This is a genomic window from Microvirga ossetica (assembly GCF_002741015.1).
Taxonomy (GTDB): Bacteria; Pseudomonadota; Alphaproteobacteria; order Rhizobiales; family Beijerinckiaceae; genus Microvirga; species Microvirga ossetica.
The window spans coordinates 3,978,833-3,995,725 of the sequence record NZ_CP016616.1 but is presented as its reverse complement, the minus strand read 5'-3'; the positions used below and the strand labels follow the sequence as shown (position 1 = coordinate 3,995,725).

The window sequence follows — 16,893 nt, the reverse complement described above, 5'->3', positions numbered from 1 at the left end:
ATTGATGCTTCAGCGTGCGGGGCTGTTGGCGCGAGGCTTGCATGGATTCAGCAGCTTTCGGAAAAGGCGGCGGACGCGAGAATCCGCCGCCTCCTTGTCAAAGTCTTACTTCTGGAACGGCTTGTAGTAGGTCGCGATGCCCTTGTTGATCTCGGCTGCGGCCTGCTCGGGGGTCTGCTGGCCGGCGAGCATCTTCTGCACGTTCGACTGCAGCAGCACAGAACCGCTCGGCTCCTGGTAGCGGAAGCGCACGAGCATCAGGTAGGACATGGAGTTCTCGGCGAGCTTCGCCACGTCCTGCGTGATCGCGTCCTCGATCTTGATGTCCTTGATCGGCGACAGGTTCTTGAGCGTGTTGGTGAAGGAGGTGCCGTATTCGGGCGTCGCCAGGAAGCGCACGAACTTGAGCGCCGCATCCTTCTTCTCCGTCTTCGCGTTCACCGCATAGCCGCCGTCGTAATAGGTGGCGATCAGCGCCTGGTCGCCGGCCTTCAGGACGGGAGCCGGGAACACGCCGAGGTCGAGGGTCGGGTTCTGGTTCTTGAAGTTCGCCACCTCATAGGAACCGCCCGCGAACATCGCCGCGCGGCCGGCTACGAAGAGCTGCTGCGAGGACGGATAATCCACGCCGGTGAAGTTCGGCGAGAAATACTGGCCGATGTCCTTCAGCTTGGCGAGAGCGCCGACGAAGCGCGGATCGGTGAAGTTCGCCTTGCCGGAGACGATGTCCGTCTCGAATTCCTTGCCGAGCATGGACGAGAGCAGGCCGCCGACGATGGTCTCGTTCTGCCACGCGGTCGCCGTGCCGTTGGCGAAGGGCGTGATGTTCTTGGCCTTCAGCGCCTGGGTCAGCGCCATCATCTCGTCCCAGGTCTTCGGCGGGTTGACGCCGTTATCCTTGAAGATCTTCTTGTTGTAGACGACGAGCTGCGCCTGCATGGCGAAGGGAACGGCATAGACCTTGCTGTCCGAGCGCAGGGTCTCGGCCGCAAGCGCTGCTTCCGGGAAGTTCGCCAGCTCCGGCACGTTCTGCTTGTCGAGGGCGAGCAGGTAGCCCGGGGTCGCGATGGTCTCCAGGTTGCCGTAGGCGCGGACCTGGATCACGTCCGGGCCGCGGCCGGCGGCGAGCGCCGTGGAGAGGATCGTCTGGTAGTTCTCGGGCGCATAGGTCTCGAACTTCACCGTGATGCCCGGCTCCTTGGCCTGGAACTTCTTGATGACGTCCTGGTAGAAGGCCTTGTCCTCCTGGCGCCAGCTCCAGAAGGTCAGCTCGGTCTGCGCCATGGCGGCAGTGCCGGAGAGCAGGAAGCTGCCGGCGGCAGCGCCCATTAGAATGCGTCGGGTCAGTTTCATTGTCAGTTCCCTCATTGTTGAAATCCTTGTCCTCCCACCGCCAAGTCCCGCCTTTCGTGCGGGGCTTGGCGGAATCTCTTCAGGCCTGTGGCCCGGCTGCGATCACGAGAAACGTCGCGTCGTCGTGGGTTTTAACACGAGGATAAGCGCCTGCCATAAGATCGCTTCGCTCCCTTTCCCGCAATTCCTGCATGAGTTCCGCTCCCCTGCCCGCAGCGAGCGCAGCATGGAGCGCGACGTCCGAATAGGCGCCGAACACGTCGACGAGCCGCATGAAGCCGTCCGTCGCAAGCACGATGGCGGCCCCCGGATCCACGCTCGCCTCGAACGTCAGCTCATGGCCGGCCCAAGGCCGGCGCGGGTTCACCACCCAATAGCCGTCCGGCCGGTTGAGCCTGGTGCGGTTCTCGCGGATCTGGCGCCGCACGGCCTCGGGCATGGTGCCCGGCTCGTGCTCCCGGGCGCCAAGGGCTGCCAGGGTCCTTTTCTCGAAGGGCTTCGCCCGCTCGTCGCTCCACCGGACGACCCCGCTCTCCGACGGCACGAGGGCGACCACGTCGCCGAGGAAGCGGCCCCGAACGCCTATTCCCCCGTTTTCGCCGGGTCCGGCCTCGATCAGGCCGAGGCAGGCGGATGGGGCATGGTGATCGACGATCTCGGTCACATGGGCGGTCGCCGCCTCGAAAGCTGTCCTCAGTTCTTCCTCGAGGCGGTTCAGGAGCGCGCCTGCGCCTGTCCCGCCGGACAGCTCGGCCAGCCTTTCGCCGATCGCGTGCGCCAGCCACGAGGCGTCGCTACCCGCCGGGGTGAGCGGCTCATCCGAGAGGCCTGTGGCTCCGTCGACGATCCAGGCAAAACGGCCGCGCAGGCCGGTCCCGTCCTCGTTGACACGGGAACCTGCCAGGGAGAGCCGGTCGAGGGACCGGAGGAGAGGAATGGGACCAGTCTCGTTCACAGGCTAACTGGTCTCATATTGGTCGCCTCATGTCCATACTGGTCTTAACGGCTTTTCACACCCTTGGAGAGCCTGAAGGGCTTGCTCCGGCTCGATTTGATCCAATTTCAGACCTGAGCGTTAGTGCTCTGACGAACTTGTAGTGGTGAAGGGAAGGCCATGGTCACCCTAGAAATAGACGGCAAGGCCGTTGCCGTGACGAATGCAGATGAAGAACAGGCCCGCGAACTCTTTCTCAGCGAGAGCTTTAAAGATGACCTGAAGTCGTTTAAGAGCGAGAGCCGCTCCCTTTGGGACGGTTCAGCTACCTTGGCGACACGGCCCGCATCGGAAGACGAGATCGATGCCTTCTATGAAGCCCTGGACGAAGAGGACGAGGTCGACGAAGACGATGACGACGACCTCGACATCGATGTCGTGTTCCTGGTGTCCATCGACGAGATAGACGACGCCGCTGCCTCAGGCTGATGATCATTCCCGGAGCCCATGGGGGCTCCCCAGATACGGTTCAGCCATACTCTCATGCCATTTCCGAAGTCCAATCCCAGCCTCGAACGTGCCCTCGCCGATCGCGGCTACAACGACCCGACCCCCGTCCAGGCGGCGGTTCTCCAGCCGGAGGCGCTTGACCACGATCTCCTCGTCTCCGCACAGACCGGCTCAGGCAAGACGGTGGCCTACGGCCTCGCCATGGCCTCCACCCTGCTCGGCGACGCCGAACGCTTCGATGCCCCCCGCGAGCCCCTGGCGCTCATCATCGCCCCGACCCGCGAACTTGCCCTCCAGGTCAACCGGGAGCTGATCTGGCTCTATGGCCCGGCGGGTGCCCGGGTCGTCTCCTGCGTCGGCGGCATGGATGTGCGCCGGGAGCAGCGGGCGCTGGCCGATGGCTGCCACATCGTGGTCGGGACGCCGGGCCGCCTGCGCGACCATCTGGAGCGCGGGCGCCTCGACACCTCGAAGATGCGCGTCGTCGTGCTCGACGAGGCCGACGAGATGCTCGATCTCGGTTTCCGCGAGGACCTGGAATTCATTCTCGACGCCACGCCGGAGGATCGCCGCACCCTCCTGTTCTCCGCGACCCTGCCGAAGAACATCGTCGCCCTGGCGCGGCGCTATCAGCGCGACGCACACCGCATCGACACGCTGGTCGAGAACGAGCCGCATGGCGACATCGAGTACCGTGCGCTCAGGATCGCCCCCCACGAAGTCGAGCATGGGGTCGTTAACGTGCTGCGCTTCTACGAGAGCCGCGGCGCCATGGTGTTCTGCCACACCCGTGAGGCGGTACGGCACCTGCATGCCAGCCTGATGGAGCGCGGCTTCTCGGTGGTGGCGCTCTCGGGCGAGCTGACCCAGAACGAGCGCAGCAATGCCCTACAATCGCTGCGCGACGGCCGCGCCCGGGTCTGCGTGGCCACCGATGTCGCCGCCCGCGGCATCGACCTGCCCGATCTCGGCCTCGTCATCCATTTCGACCTGCCGAACGATCACGAGACGCTCCTGCACCGCAGCGGCCGCACGGGCCGCGCCGGGCGAAAAGGCGTCTGCGTGATGCTCGTGCCCTATACCCGCCGCCGCAAGGCCGAGAGGCTCGTGGACATGGCCGGCGTCGACGTGACCTGGGCAGGCCCTCCCTCCGCCGACGAAATCCGTCTGCGCGATCGCGATCGCCTGATGCAGGACCCGATCTTCACCGAGGAGACGACGGAGGAGGATCTCGCCATGGCACGGGCGCTTCTGGCCGAACGCTCTGCGGAGGAGATCGCCAATGCCCTCGTGCGCTTCAACCGGTCGCGGCTGCCCGCTCCCGAGGAGATCATGGACACCGGCTTGGACCGCGAGCCGCGTCAGCGCAAGGACAAGCGCGAGCGGCAGGACGATCGCACCCGAGGCTTCAAGGACAGGGGCCGGGATTCATCCGAGGGCGGGTTCGAGCGTTCCTCGGAAGACATGGTGTGGTTCCGCATGAGCGTCGGCCGGCGCAACAATGCCGATCCCCGCTGGCTCCTGCCGATCATCTGCCGCCTCGGCCACGTGACGAAGAAGGAGATCGGATCGATCAAGATCTTCGACCGCGAGACGAAGTTCGAGATCGTCAAATCCCACGCTTCGAAATTCGCCTCCGCCGCGCGCAAGACCAACGACGAGGACATCCGCATCGAGCCGGCGGAAGCCGGCCCTGGCAAACCGCGCGATGCCAAGCCGTGGAGCGGGCCGAAGGGCAAAGGCGGCCCCAAGCGCGATGCTCATCCCCCGGCACAGAAGGGCGAGAGGGACGGCAAGCCGTTCAAGGACCGCAAGGGGCCGAAGGACAAGAAGCGAGCTCCGAACAAACATCCGTGATGCGAGCGAAAGGCCGGGACATCTCCCGGCCTTTTTTACGTCATGAACTGACAGGGCCGGTTCCGCATTTACCAACTCTTGAAGACAGCTCTTACCGCGTCGACCCGATTGGGAACGGCCAAGCTCCCGCAAGGACCGGAGAGCGGAGGCGATCTTTGCATCATTGCGCCGCAACAAAAATATTGTGCATTGCAACATAGACCCCATGTAAGACGTTCTTCGAAAGAACCCTTACCCGAGAGGACCAGTCGACCATGCAGCGCTTAGGCAAAATGATTCAGCAAATGGGACGTTACCGGCGCCAGTGGGAAACCGTGATGGAAGCGTCCGGTGCCGCCACATCCCCATTGCTCATGCCGGACGTTCCAAGCCGACTCACGGAGACCGCCGGCTTCGGCTCCAATCCGGGCAATCTGCGCATGCTGACCTATGTGCCGGACAGCGTCTCCTCCTCCCCGGCCCTCGTGGTGGTTCTCCATGGCTGCACGCAGACGGCCGCCGGCTACGATCACGGCTCGGGCTGGTCCGCGCTGGCCGATCGCTACGGTTTCGTCCTGCTCTATGCCGAGCAGCAGGAGGCCAACAATCCCAAGCGCTGCTTCAATTGGTTTCAGCCCGGCGACATCGAACGCGACCACGGCGAGACGCATTCGATCCGTCAGATGGTCGAGCATGCCGTTCGACGGCATGGCGTCGACAGCAGCCGCATCTTCGTCACCGGCCTTTCCGCCGGCGGAGCGATGACATCGACCATGCTGGCGACCTATCCGGAGGTGTTCGCCGGCGGTGCCATCGTCGCAGGCCTGCCCTATCACTGCGCCACCAGCGTTCCGGAAGCCTTCGAATGCATGTTCCAGGGACAAACGCGGTCGGCTCGCGAATGGGGCGATCTGGTGCGCAATGCGTCGCCGCATCGCGGCCCGTGGCCGAAAGTGTCCGTGTGGCACGGCAGCGCCGATGCCACGGTCAAGCCCATGAATGCGGGCGAGATCATCAAGCAATGGACGAATGTTCATGCGGTCTCGTCCGATCCGACCTCCAGCGACACGGTCGACGGATATCCGCACCGTGCATGGACGGATGCATCGGGCGAAACCGTCGTCGAGGAATATGTGATCACCGGCATGGCGCACGGCACGCCGCTGGCTGTCGGCAACGACGAGAACAGCTATGGCGCGGCAGGACCGTTTCTGCTCGACGTCGGGATCTCGTCGAGCTATCGCATCGCGCAGTTCTGGGGTCTGACGGAATTCTCCGTCGACGACGCGCAAAAGCCAGCCGACGAAAAGCCCGTTTCAAGGAAGGCGTATGAAGGCTATCCGATCGTCGTCTCCGCACCCGAGGCGCAGAAGCCTGAGGTGCAGGAACCCAAGGTGCAAGAACCTGAGGTGCTGGAACCCGAGATACTGGAGCCTGAGTGGCAGGAGCTGGCGGCGTCGTCCACGCAGAACGCCAAAGACGGCCGCAGCAAATCCGCGTCATCGCATCTCGACATCGGCGCGGTCATCACCAAGGCACTCAGAGCCGCAGGATTGATGAAGTGAGCGTCTCGGTGCAAGGCGTCATTTCCTTTCCTGGCTGAGCAGATCCTCCTGCCTGCGCCGTTCGCCCGTCACGCAGTTCATCCTGGGCATCGTCGTCTGGGCCGGAGCGATCAAAGGACGTGCACCGCCGATGCTTGCGATCTCGCGCATGATCTTCGTGCGGATGACCATGGCGAATTGCTCGGGGTCGTGCAGCGGCAGGACGAAGGCTCCGACGCCGCCGATGACGCATTCCCGGTAATAGAGGTCGAGATCTTCCAGCTCGATGCTGCCGGATGTGCGCCTGAACATGATCGGAAGGCCGTTGACGATGACACCATCGTCAACGGCCTCATCCCGCGCATAGGTCACGTGACGGCCATCGTTGTTGGGGCCGTCGCCGGAAATGTCGATCACGCGGCGGGCCGGAGCGCCGTCCAACTGCTCGAACAGCTTCCTGCCCTGATCGATCGCGCCCGAGATCGACGTCATTCCGGCTTGCCGGATCGGCTGATAGGCGAGCCGATTGGCAAAGGAAATCGCGCCTTCCGCGCTGTCGATGATCGTCCACGGCACGAGGACCCGCTGATCCTTCACACCGGACCATTCCATATAGGTAACCGCGATCCGGCCATAGGCGCCGTTCTCGATGGCATCGTGGACGAGGGCCGACCGGAAGGCTTCGATGAAGCCTTCGCGCTGCAGGCCCTGCTCCTCACCCTCCATGGAAGACGATACGTCGACGGCAATGACAAGAGCGACATCGAGCTGCGTTTCGGCGCCTGTGGGGCCACCTGCCAGGGCGTCGCCGGCGAGAAGAAGGAACGCGAGAGCACTCAGGAGCCTGTTCGCCATGACCACCTCCGCCCCCGGCCCGTGATCCTGCGATCCGCTGCCAAGATCGCTTTTGTCAACGCTCCAATCCGGGTTTCGATGCGCCGTTCCTGCCGATAAAAGCGGCGGCTCCTGCCTTCGAAATGAAGGATTCGACAGGCATTCAGGCACATTCCGGGCTCTCTGCCCCGGACGGGAGGGAGTGGCCGTCGGAGGCAAAAAAAGACGTAACAAAATCCACTCTCTATACGCAGAGCAGACAGGGGAAGGCCATTCGGGTACAGATTTCTTACGCTACGCAAGGGGCACAACATGAAACCGGATATGGACCTGATCGGCGCTCTCACCAGCTTCTCCGTCGGCACGCTCGACGGCCATGACGCGATGATGGTGATCGAAATCGCAACGACGCCTGAGGAATACGAGCAGGGGATCCGCCACCAGATGCCCGTCGCGATGACGCCCGAGCATGCGCTCGAGCTTGGAGAGGCGCTCATCCTGGCGGCACGGGCTGCGCAGATGGGCGATGCACCGAGCTACGCATTCAACTGATCGCTGCGTCCGGTCCCGCGTCGGGACCGGCCCCTGGCTTCTACCGGCACGTCCGGTAGGATCCCATGTCGAAATGAAAATGATCGCGGTGAGCCTCGTTGTAATCGGGGCTGAGCACCACATCGAAGAAATCGCAGGCGCCATCTCTCAAGGCGCGTAGAAATTCGGAACGGCGCGCGTTGCTGCCGGACCAATCGTCTTTCAACGTGATTTGCTGCCCGTCGGCAAGAACGAAGCCCGCAAGGTCGATGGCATTGGCCGTCGCGTGCTCGCTGCGCCGGCCTTCTGTACTGTGATTGATGTTGCGGCACGCATACGTGCCGAGATGCGTGACCCGCACCACGTCCTGACCGAAATGCTGCCGGGCCGCCGGTCGCAAGACATTCGTTTCGAACAGGGCCAAGGCCACCGTGAGCGGGCACGTCGCCGTAAATCGTCCGCTGAGAACGACGGATGTCCTCGAAACCTCGACCGCATTGGATAAGCCGCAGCCCTGCTCCGCAGGCCGATCCGGCACCGACCTGTGCGCGATGGGCGAATCCGCCAGCACGGCAAGGCACTGCGGATCGTCCCGCTCGAGGCGGGCGAGCTTGAGGCGCGTCAGCCAATTGGCACAGTCGGCGACGCGCAGCGGCGTGAAAGGATTGAGGCGGTTCGGGACTGCGACGACCTCACCCCAGATCAGGCCGGCAACGATCGCAAATCCCAGCAGCACAGCAAGAGCGAGCCGCCCCAGAATAACCGGGACGATTCTGGAACGGCGCGGTGGCTGGGGACGATCGGCGTGCACGATACCGTTCTAGAGCACCATGCGGAAAAGTGGACTCGGTTTTTCGCTGACGCGGCCCTGCAGGTCGCCCCGAATACTGCACCGGCATAAACGACGAAGCATTGGACGCATCCCGACAGTGGATTCCACTTCGGACCCGATGCTCCGGGCTCTCCAGATCCGGAACCGGATAAACGCTCCGCCATGGCTTGAAAAGAAAATGAGCAAGACGGGCAGACCCGTCTTGCTCACGAAAAGGCAAAGGCTATGCGCGAGGACGCAACGCCGTCTTCAGCCGCAGGCGCTTAGATCGATTCCTTGAGATCCTTGGCCGCGCGGAAGGCGATCTTCTTCGAAGCCTTGATCTTCACCGGCTCGCCGGTCTGCGGGTTGCGGCCCATGCGTGCAGCGCGCTTGCGCACCTGCAGGATGCCGAGGCCGGACAGGCGAATCTTGTCGCCCTTCTTCAGGCTCTTGGCGATCATCTCGATCACCTGGCCCATTATCTCATTGGCCTGGCGCTTGGGAACCTCGTGCAGCTCCGAGAGGCGTTCCGCGATATGGCGCAGGGTCAGAATCGGAGAAGCCGTTGCGGCAGAAGCCTTTGCAGTCTTCTTCACTGCCGTTTTCGCCGAAGCCTTCTTTGCAGCCTTGGCAGGCGCCTTCGCGGTCTTTGCCTTTGCTGCAGCCTTCGGCGCCGCAGCCTTCTTGGCCGGAGCCTTCTTGGCCGGAGCCTTCTTGGAAACCTTGGTTGCAGTCTTGGCCATCAGGAACTCCTTCTCGTATACGGTGGATGCGTAAGACAGCAAATCCTCATTAGCGCTTTCATCCGAGATTTAAAGTGGCAATGTCGGTTTTACGCACAATAGTCGAGGGATACTTGTCGATTTCTCGTCAATTCAGGCTTGAATGCTGGCCGGGAAGCCATTCGGCCCCGTCCCGGATGACGGACAAGGCTTGGATGCGAGACAGAATCATCTGCCGAATGCACGGAGGCCGAATATTTCGGGAATGCTTGATTCTTGGCGACCATCGGGGCTGGACATCCCTGTGCAACCGGATGTCACTTTAACGGTCGCAAAACCGCATGGTTGCGGTTATGGGATCGAGAAGAACATGTCACAAGTCTTTCCCTCTAGGGATCGGAAACACGCCACGGTGAAAGCATGACAAAGGTCGCCTGCATCGGAGAATGCATGATCGAGCTGCGGGAGGAGGCCGACGGCAGGCTGTCCCGAGGCTATGGCGGCGATACGCTCAATACGGCCATCTACCTCTCCCGTCTCGGCATGCCGGTCGACTACGTGACCGCGCTCGGCGACGACAGCTGGAGCGACGAGCTGATCGCAGCCTGGGATGCGGAGGGAGTCGGCACGGGCCGGGTTCTGCGCCTGCAGGGGCGCCTGCCGGGTCTCTACATCATTCAGACGGATGCGAAAGGCGAGCGCCGGTTTTCCTATTGGCGCGACACGGCAGCCGCGCGCCTTCTGTTCCAGGCGCCGGAAGGAGAGAACACCGTCGCGGCGCTCCCGGCCTATGATATGATCTACCTCTCGGGCATCTCCCTTTCGCTCTACGGAGACAACGGGCGAGAGCGCCTGTTCGCGGTTCTTGGCGAAGCGCGCGCCAACGGCAGGCGCGTGGCCTTCGACACCAATTTCCGCCCGCGCGGATGGCCCGACCGGGACATCGCGCGTGCAGCCTTCCGCCAGGCCTTCGCTTGCGCCGACATCGTTCTCGCCTCGACCGAGGACCTCGACCTGCTGTTCGGCGACGATGGTGTGAACGAGGTCCTGGCCTTCTCGGACCGGGCCGAAATCGTCCTGAAGCATCCGGACCTGACCTGCCGCGTCCTGACGAAGGGCGAGGACGTTCTCGTGCCGGGCAAGCCAGCCAAGGACGTTGTCGACACGACCGCGGCGGGCGACAGTTTCGCGGCGGCTTATCTCGATGCACGCCTGTCGGGCCAAGATCCCCGATCGGCGGCGCAGGCCGGCCATCGCCTCGCCGGTCAGGTCGTGCGCCATCGCGGCGCGATCATTCCGCGCGAGGCTATGCCATAATGCGCTTGCCAGCACGCCCATGAAGGAGCTCCTCACATGACCCAGAACCCGACGGATCTCTCCGGCTCCCGCAACAAGAAGCTGGCCGACCTGCTGCGCCACGGTCCCATCGTTCCGGTTATCACCCTGGAGCGCGTCGAGGATGCGGTTCCGCTTGCACGTGCCCTCGTGGCCGGCGGCCTGCGTCTTCTGGAGATCACCCTGCGCACCCCGGCAGCCGCGGATTCCGCAGCCGCCATCATCCAGGACGTGCCGGAGGCTGTCGTCGGCATCGGCACCGTTCTCACGCCCAACGACCTGGAGCGCGCCCGGAAGCTCGGTGCGCGTTATGCCCTGAGCCCCGGTGCCACGCCGGATCTCCTCGAAGCGGCGTCCGAAAGCGAGATGCCTTTCATCCCGGGCATCGCCACTGCATCCGAGCTCATGGCGGCCCTCGCTCACGGCTTCCAGACGGTCAAGTTCTTCCCGGCCGTCGCAGCCGGCGGCATTCCGGCCCTGAAGGCTCTTGCCGGTCCCTTCCCGCAGGCGCGCTTCTGCCCGACGGGCGGGATCGACGAGAAGAACGCGCGCGATTGGCTCGCCTTGTCGAATGTGGTCGCCGTCGGCGGATCCTGGGTCTGCCCGACCTCCGACATTCGCGCCCAGGCCTGGGACGAAATCACGTCGAAAGCCCAGCGCGCGGTGGTATCCGTCAAGGATTGACAGGCAGCTCGCCCGATGGTGACGGGACGCTGACATTTCGCAGGATTGTCAGCCTCCTCTCCTGTAGCAATACTCGCTCGCTCAAGGAGGAACGACGGTGGCCTCTACGATCTACGACACCAACCTCGACAAGAACCCGGCGAACTACCAGCCGCTGACGCCGCTGGCGTTCCTGGAGCGCGCCGCCGCCGTCCACCCTGAACGCATCGCCGTCGTTCACGGCGCGCTGCAACGGAACTACCGCGATTTCTACGCCCGCAGCCGGCGCCTTGCATCGGCCCTGGCCCGACGCGGTATCGGCCGCGGCGATACGGTGTCGGTCATGCTGCCCAATACTCCCGCCATGCTCGAATGCCATTACGGTGTCCCGATGACGGGTGCCGTGCTCAACACGCTCAACACTCGCCTCGATGCCAAGATCATCGCCTTCTCGCTCGCGCACGGCGAGGCCAAAGTGCTGATCACGGACCGGGAATTCTCGGCCACCGTCAAGGCGGCCCTTGCATCGAGCGCGAGCAAGCCGCTCGTGATCGATTACGACGATCCTGAATTCACGGGCGCCGGTGAGCGCCTGAGCTCCATGGAATACGAGGAGTTCCTTGCCGAAGGAGACCCGGACTTCGCATGGAGCCCGCCGCGGGACGAATGGGATGCGATCACCCTGAACTATACCTCCGGCACCACCGGCGATCCGAAGGGTGTCGTCTATCATCATCGCGGCGCTTATCTTCTTTCCCTCGGCAACATCCTCACCGCCGGAATGGGGCAGCACCCTGTGTACCTGTGGACGCTGCCCATGTTCCACTGCAACGGCTGGTGCTTCCCCTGGTCGCTCTCCATCGTTGCCGGCACCCATGTCTGCCTGCGCGCCGTGCGGGCCAAGCCCATGTACGACGCCTTCGCCGACAACGGCGTCACGCATCTGTGCGGCGCGCCGATCGTCATGTCGACGCTGCTCAATGCGCCCGCCGGGGAGAAGCGGCCCCTGCCGCATATGGTCAAATTCATGACGGCCGCCGCGCCGCCGCCGGAGGCGGTGCTGGCGGCGATGAAAGCCGCAGGTTTCGACGTGACGCATCTCTACGGGTTGACGGAGGTCTACGGCCCTGCAGTTGTCAACGAATGGCATGAGGAATGGGAAGCGCTCGATCCATCCGACTATGCGGCGAAGAAGGCCCGGCAGGGCGTGCGCTATCCGGTTCTGGAAGAGCTCGACGTCCTCGACCCCCTAACCCTGCAGCCGGTGCCCTCCGATGGGAAGACCCTCGGCGAGGTCATGTTCCGCGGCAATGTGGTGATGAAGGGCTATCTCAAGAACCCGGCCGGAACCGCCAAGGCCTTCGAGGGGGGCTGGTTCCATTCCGGCGATCTCGGCGTGAAATATCCCGACGGCTACGTGCAGCTAAAGGACCGCTCGAAGGACATCATCATCTCAGGCGGCGAGAACATCTCCTCCATCGAGGTGGAGGATGCGCTCTACAAGCACCCGGCCATTCAGGCTGCGGCCGTGGTGGCGGTTCCGGACGAGAAATGGGGCGAGACCCCCTGCGCATTCGTGGAGCTGAAGCCCGATCAATCCGTGTCGCCGGAGGATATCGTCGCCTGGTGCCGAGAGCACCTCGCTTCCTATAAATGCCCGCGCACGGTGATCTTCACGGAGCTGCCGAAGACCTCCACCGGCAAGATCCAGAAGTTCCAGCTGCGCGAGATGGCGCGGGCTCACAAGGCCGAAGGGACATAGGAACGCCTCAGCGCCCCTTCCACACGGGCTTGCGCTTCTCGATGAAGGCGTCGATGCCCTCGGCTGCATCCTCGGCCATCATGTTGCAGGCCATGACGTTGCCTGCGTAAGTATAGGCCTCCTCGAGACTCATGGAACGCTGACGCGCGAACATCGCCTTGCCCGTGCGGATCGCCACAGGGCTTTTGGCGCAGATATCGGCCGTCAGGGCGGCCACGGCCTTGTCCAGCTCCGCATCCGGCGCGACGCGATTGACGAGGCCGAAGGACAAAGCCTCGGCCGATGAGATGAAGCGTCCCGTCACCAGCATGTCGAAGGCATGCTTGGGCGCCACATTGCGCGAAAGCGCGACCGCCGGCGTCGAGCAGAACAGCCCCACATCGATGCCGGAAACAGCGAAGGTGGCGCTCTCGGAGGCCACGGCGAGATCGCACGTCGCGACGAGCTGGCAGCCTGCCGCCGTCGCCATGCCGTGAACCCGGGCGATGACGGGGACCGGGAGATCGACGATGGACTGCATGACGCGGCTGCATTGGGCGAACAGAGTTTCGTAGTAATCCTGGCGCGGATTGGCGCGCATCTGCTTGAGGTCGTGCCCGGCGCAGAAGGCCTTGCCGGACGCCGCGAGAACGACGCAGCGCACGGTGTCGTCATCCTTGATATCATCCAGAGCCGCCTGCAGCGCCGACAGCATCTCCTCGGACAGGGCGTTGAACCTGGCGGGCCGGTTGAGAACCAGCGTCACGACTCCATCCCGATCCTCGCGCAGGAGAATGGCCTCGCCGGCAACGGACAGCTGGGCACTCATGATGGTTTTCTCCTGATCCGGGCACGTTGTTTGCCAGATCCAACCCGAATAAGCTCGATCTGGCAATAAGACCCGCGAGGACAGCCGCCTCGCACCGGGTTTCGACAAGAAGAGGTTCACCTGTGAGCAAGCCGCCGATCAGCCGCTTTCCCGTTCCGGAGATCCCGGATCTGCCGGAGGACATCCGTACGCGAATCTTGGCGGTTCAGGAGAAATCCGGCTTCGTGCCGAACGTCTTTCTGGTGCTGGCTCACCGGCCCGACGAGTTTCGCGCCTTCTTCGCCTATCACGACGCGCTGATGGACAAGCCCGGCAATCTCACCAAGGCCGAGCGCGAGATGATCGTGGTGGCGACCAGCAATGCCAATCAGTGCCAGTACTGCGTCATCGCCCATGGCGCGATCCTGCGCATCCGCGCCAAGAACCCGCTGATCGCCGATCAGGTCGCCGTCAATTACCGCAAGGCCGACATCACGCCCCGGCAGAAGGCCATGCTCGACTTCGCCATGAAGGTGGCCCTCGAGGCTCATTCCGTCGGCGATGCCGATATCGCCTCCCTCGGCGCCCACGGCTTTAAGGACGAGGACGTGTGGGACATCGCGGCGATTGCCGCCTTCTTCGCCATGTCGAACCGGCTCGCCAACGTCACCAACATGCGGCCGAACGACGAGTTCTATTCGCTCGGCCGTGGCTGAGCGGGATCTCAGGGCAGGATCACCTTGCCCGGATTGAGTCTGTTGTCGGGATCGAGCGCCCACTTGATCGTGCGGGCGAGCTCCATCTCGGCCGGGGCGCGATAGCGGGCGAGTTCGCCGACGCGATATTGCCCGATGCCGTGCTCCGCCGAGATGCTGCCGCCGAGGGCTGCGACGACGTCGTGCACGATGCGGTTCACGAGGCCCGCATCGTGACCGGCATCGACGAGAATGTTGTAGTGGATGTTGCCGTCGCCGAGATGGCCGAAGGCGTTCACGCGCGTACCCGGAGCGCCGGCAGCGAGCGCCTCCCCGGCCTCGACGAGGAAGCGTGGAACCTCCGTCAGCGGCACGGAGACGTCGTGCTTGACGCTCTTGCCCTCCCGCGCCTCGGATTCCGTCACATGCTCGCGCAGGGCCCAGAGCTGCGCCGCCTGGGCGCCCGACTCGGCGATGACGCCGTCGAGGGCGATCTCCTGCTCGAAGGCCGAGCCCAGCATCGCCTCCGCCGCTTCGCGCAGGCCCGCCAGGCCGGACGCCGCCTCGATCAGCACGAACCATTCGCCCTCAGTGATGGGAGGCTTCAGGCCCGCATGCTTGGCGACGAGCTGCATGGAGGTGGCCGAGATCAGCTCGAAGGCCGAGATCTGGTCGCCGAGCTCGTCCTGGGCGAGTTCCAGAAGCCGCAGGGCGGCGGCCGGATCGGCGATGGAGAGCAGCGCGGTTACAGAATGCTTCGGCCGCGGCAACAGCCGCAGGATCGCCGCCGTGACGATGCCGAGCGTGCCCTCGCTGCCGATGAAGAGCTGCTTCCAATCGTAGCCCGCATTGTCCTTGCGCAGCCGGCGCAGGCCATTGACGATGGTGCCGTCGGGCAGGACCACCTCGAGCCCGAGCACGAGGCTGCGGGTCATGCCGTAACGCAGCACGTTCACGCCGCCCGCATTGGCCGACACAACCCCGCCGATGGTGGCCGAGCCTTCGGCCGCCAGGCTGATCGGCAGGAGGCGGCCTGCCGAGGCCGCAGCGTCCTGCGCCACTTTCAGGATGCAGCCGGCCTCGGCCTCGATGGTCAGGCCGACGGGATCGACATGGCGGATCGCCGCCATGCGATTGAGGGAGAGGACGACCTGCCTGCCCGAGGCGTCCGGAACCGCGCCGCCGGCGAGCCCCGTATTGCCGCCCTGGGGCACGATGACGGCGCCGGCCTCGCGGCAGATCTGCACGACCTGGGCCACCTGCTCGGTCGAGGACGGGCGCACGACGCAGGCCGGCTTTCCCGGAAAGAGCTTGCGCCAGTCGACCGCATAAGGCTGGAGATCGGGTCCTTCGGCAATGACGGCCGCCGGGCCCAGAAGCCCTGTCAGGCGCTGCAGCAGGTCCTTCGGCTCGGTCATCTGAGATCCCTCGCGGTCGCCGTGTCTTTCCGATTGCGGCTATCGCTCCTGAAGGATCGGGCCGCAATCGTCAACTCGGCATCAGCGAGGATGCACCCGCCGGCAGGCTCGGCGAATCAAAGTTTCGCTTAGCGCTTTCCGGATCCCGGCTCCGCCATCTTGCGGTGCTGCTCGGCCAGCATGCCGGCCGGCGTCACGTTGGCGAGGATGGTCGTAAACTTGTTCTTCCAGCCGCTCACCACGTCGCCTTCGCCATTCATCATGGCATCGAACCCGACCTTCGCCACATAGGCGGGGTCATCCTTCTTGGCCTGGCCGACCTGCGTATCCTCCATGCCGGCGCGCTCGAAGAACTCCGTCTCCGTGGCGCCGGGCATCAGACAGGTGACGGTCACGCCACTGTCCTTCAACTCCGCCCGCAGGGCGAACGAGAAGGAATCGATGAAAGCCTTGGTGCCGTTGTAGACCGCCTGGAACGTGCCCGGCATGAAGCCGGCGATCGACCCGGTGATCAGGATCTTTCCCTCGCCTTTCGTGCGCATGTCGCGCCCGACCTTCTGGAGAAGGTAGATCGTACCGGTGATGTTGGTGTCGATCACATGGCGGGCCTCGGCGAAATCCTGGTCGAGGAAGGCGTGCCCGAGCCCGTGCCCGGCATTGGCCAGAAGTGCATCGACCGGCCTGCCCTTGGCAGCCGCATAAAGCTTGTCGACTCCCTCCGGATTGGAAAGGTCGACCTCGACGGCCTCGACCTTGGCGCCGAGCGTCCGGAATTCCTTGGCTGCGTCGTGGATGGCGGCACGATCGGCCGCAACCAGCAGATCGTAGCCCTTCTGGGCACAGAGCTTCGCGAGTTCATATCCGATGCCGGAAGAGGCACCGGTGACGATGGCAAACGGCTTTGCAGTTTCTGGCATGATTGTCTCCCAGCCGGTTCGAAGGAATGCTCCGGCCACGGGTGGAGAAGAGCGCAACCGGCACGTGGTGCTTGAACTCCCGGAGCGTCGCTTCAGTTCAAAAATACCGAACGACGGCAGGATCTCGCCGTTTGAAGGGGCTCGTGAATTCAGTCCAGTCAAAGACCAGTTTTGCCTTAAGCCCAGCCTGTTGCTTTCGCTTTGGGGGCAAGATACCTTCACTATAATAATAAAAGTA

General features: G+C 63.9%; 16 protein-coding genes. 8 read left to right on the top strand and 8 right to left on the bottom strand.

Going from position 1 to position 16,893, the window contains the following annotated elements; genetic code table 11:
- Positions 1-105: 105 nt before the first annotated feature.
- Positions 106-1,353: an extracellular solute-binding protein gene (locus BB934_RS19095; protein ID WP_099511047.1), complete on the bottom strand. Its 1,248-nt coding sequence runs from the start codon at positions 1,351-1,353 to the stop codon at positions 106-108.
- A gap of 79 nt (positions 1,354-1,432) precedes the next feature.
- Entirely contained in the window at positions 1,433-2,308 is an 876-nt protein-coding gene (locus BB934_RS47150) for a hypothetical protein (RefSeq protein ID WP_157934225.1), read from the bottom strand.
- Positions 2,309-2,467: 159 nt separating this feature from the next.
- Here BB934_RS47150 and BB934_RS19080 point away from each other — a divergent pair, with 159 nt between their 5' ends.
- The 3 genes from BB934_RS19080 to BB934_RS19070 all read left to right on the top strand — a co-directional run bounded on the left by BB934_RS19080 (position 2,468) and on the right by BB934_RS19070 (position 6,198).
- The gene (locus tag BB934_RS19080; RefSeq protein ID WP_099511045.1) at positions 2,468-2,776 is read left to right on the top strand and encodes a hypothetical protein; all 309 of its coding nucleotides are present in this window, start codon (positions 2,468-2,470) and stop codon (positions 2,774-2,776) included.
- Between the two features lie 54 nt (positions 2,777-2,830).
- Positions 2,831-4,654 carry a DEAD/DEAH box helicase gene (locus BB934_RS19075; RefSeq protein ID WP_099511044.1) on the top strand — a complete coding sequence of 608 codons (1,824 nt, stop codon included), beginning with the start codon at positions 2,831-2,833 and terminating at the stop codon, positions 4,652-4,654.
- 284 nt (positions 4,655-4,938) lie between these two features.
- Positions 4,939-6,198: an extracellular catalytic domain type 1 short-chain-length polyhydroxyalkanoate depolymerase gene (locus BB934_RS19070; protein WP_237050015.1), complete on the top strand. Its 1,260-nt coding sequence runs from the start codon at positions 4,939-4,941 to the stop codon at positions 6,196-6,198.
- 18 nt (positions 6,199-6,216) lie between these two features.
- Here the strand turns inward: BB934_RS19070 and BB934_RS19065 are convergent, their stop codons facing one another.
- A complete protein-coding gene (locus tag BB934_RS19065) occupies positions 6,217-7,032 on the bottom strand; it encodes a DUF1194 domain-containing protein (protein WP_099511042.1) in 816 nt (271 codons plus the stop codon).
- Between the two features lie 291 nt (positions 7,033-7,323).
- Here BB934_RS19065 and BB934_RS19060 point away from each other — a divergent pair, with 291 nt between their 5' ends.
- Complete coding sequence (locus BB934_RS19060; RefSeq protein ID WP_157934224.1) at positions 7,324-7,563, top strand: hypothetical protein; 240 nt, start codon at positions 7,324-7,326, stop codon at positions 7,561-7,563.
- Between the two features lie 40 nt (positions 7,564-7,603).
- Here the strand turns inward: BB934_RS19060 and BB934_RS19055 are convergent, their stop codons facing one another.
- Together BB934_RS19055 and BB934_RS19050 are read right to left on the bottom strand one after the other, a co-directional pair.
- Entirely contained in the window at positions 7,604-8,353 is a 750-nt protein-coding gene (locus tag BB934_RS19055) for an extensin-like domain-containing protein (protein WP_210422108.1), read from the bottom strand.
- A gap of 284 nt (positions 8,354-8,637) precedes the next feature.
- Positions 8,638-9,099: an HU family DNA-binding protein gene (locus BB934_RS19050; protein ID WP_099513030.1), complete on the bottom strand. Its 462-nt coding sequence runs from the start codon at positions 9,097-9,099 to the stop codon at positions 8,638-8,640.
- Between the two features lie 429 nt (positions 9,100-9,528).
- Here BB934_RS19050 and BB934_RS19045 point away from each other — a divergent pair, with 429 nt between their 5' ends.
- The 3 genes from BB934_RS19045 (at position 9,529) to BB934_RS19035 (ending at position 12,838) form a co-directional block, all read left to right on the top strand.
- Entirely contained in the window at positions 9,529-10,395 is an 867-nt protein-coding gene (locus BB934_RS19045) for a sugar kinase (protein WP_269467693.1), read from the top strand.
- Positions 10,396-10,431: 36 nt separating this feature from the next.
- A complete protein-coding gene (gene eda, locus BB934_RS19040) occupies positions 10,432-11,097 on the top strand; it encodes a bifunctional 4-hydroxy-2-oxoglutarate aldolase/2-dehydro-3-deoxy-phosphogluconate aldolase (protein ID WP_099511039.1) in 666 nt (221 codons plus the stop codon).
- A gap of 97 nt (positions 11,098-11,194) precedes the next feature.
- The gene (locus tag BB934_RS19035) at positions 11,195-12,838 is read left to right on the top strand and encodes an acyl-CoA synthetase (protein ID WP_099511038.1); all 1,644 of its coding nucleotides are present in this window, start codon (positions 11,195-11,197) and stop codon (positions 12,836-12,838) included.
- A gap of 7 nt (positions 12,839-12,845) precedes the next feature.
- Here the strand turns inward: BB934_RS19035 and BB934_RS19030 are convergent, their stop codons facing one another.
- Positions 12,846-13,646 (bottom strand): enoyl-CoA hydratase, encoded by an 801-nt coding sequence (locus BB934_RS19030; protein ID WP_099511037.1) that lies wholly within the window; start codon positions 13,644-13,646, stop codon positions 12,846-12,848.
- A 122-nt stretch (positions 13,647-13,768) separates the two neighbouring features.
- Between BB934_RS19030 and BB934_RS19025 the strand changes: the two genes are divergently transcribed.
- On the top strand, positions 13,769-14,341 hold the full coding sequence (locus BB934_RS19025) for a peroxidase-related enzyme (RefSeq protein ID WP_099511036.1): 573 nt from the start codon (positions 13,769-13,771) through the stop codon (positions 14,339-14,341).
- Between the two features lie 8 nt (positions 14,342-14,349).
- Here BB934_RS19025 and BB934_RS19020 read toward each other — a convergent pair whose 3' ends face one another.
- Together BB934_RS19020 and BB934_RS19015 are read right to left on the bottom strand one after the other, a co-directional pair.
- Positions 14,350-15,738: an FAD-binding oxidoreductase gene (locus BB934_RS19020; protein ID WP_099511035.1), complete on the bottom strand. Its 1,389-nt coding sequence runs from the start codon at positions 15,736-15,738 to the stop codon at positions 14,350-14,352.
- Between the two features lie 128 nt (positions 15,739-15,866).
- The gene (locus BB934_RS19015) at positions 15,867-16,655 is read right to left on the bottom strand and encodes an SDR family NAD(P)-dependent oxidoreductase (protein ID WP_099511034.1); all 789 of its coding nucleotides are present in this window, start codon (positions 16,653-16,655) and stop codon (positions 15,867-15,869) included.
- Positions 16,656-16,893: the final 238 nt, after the last annotated feature.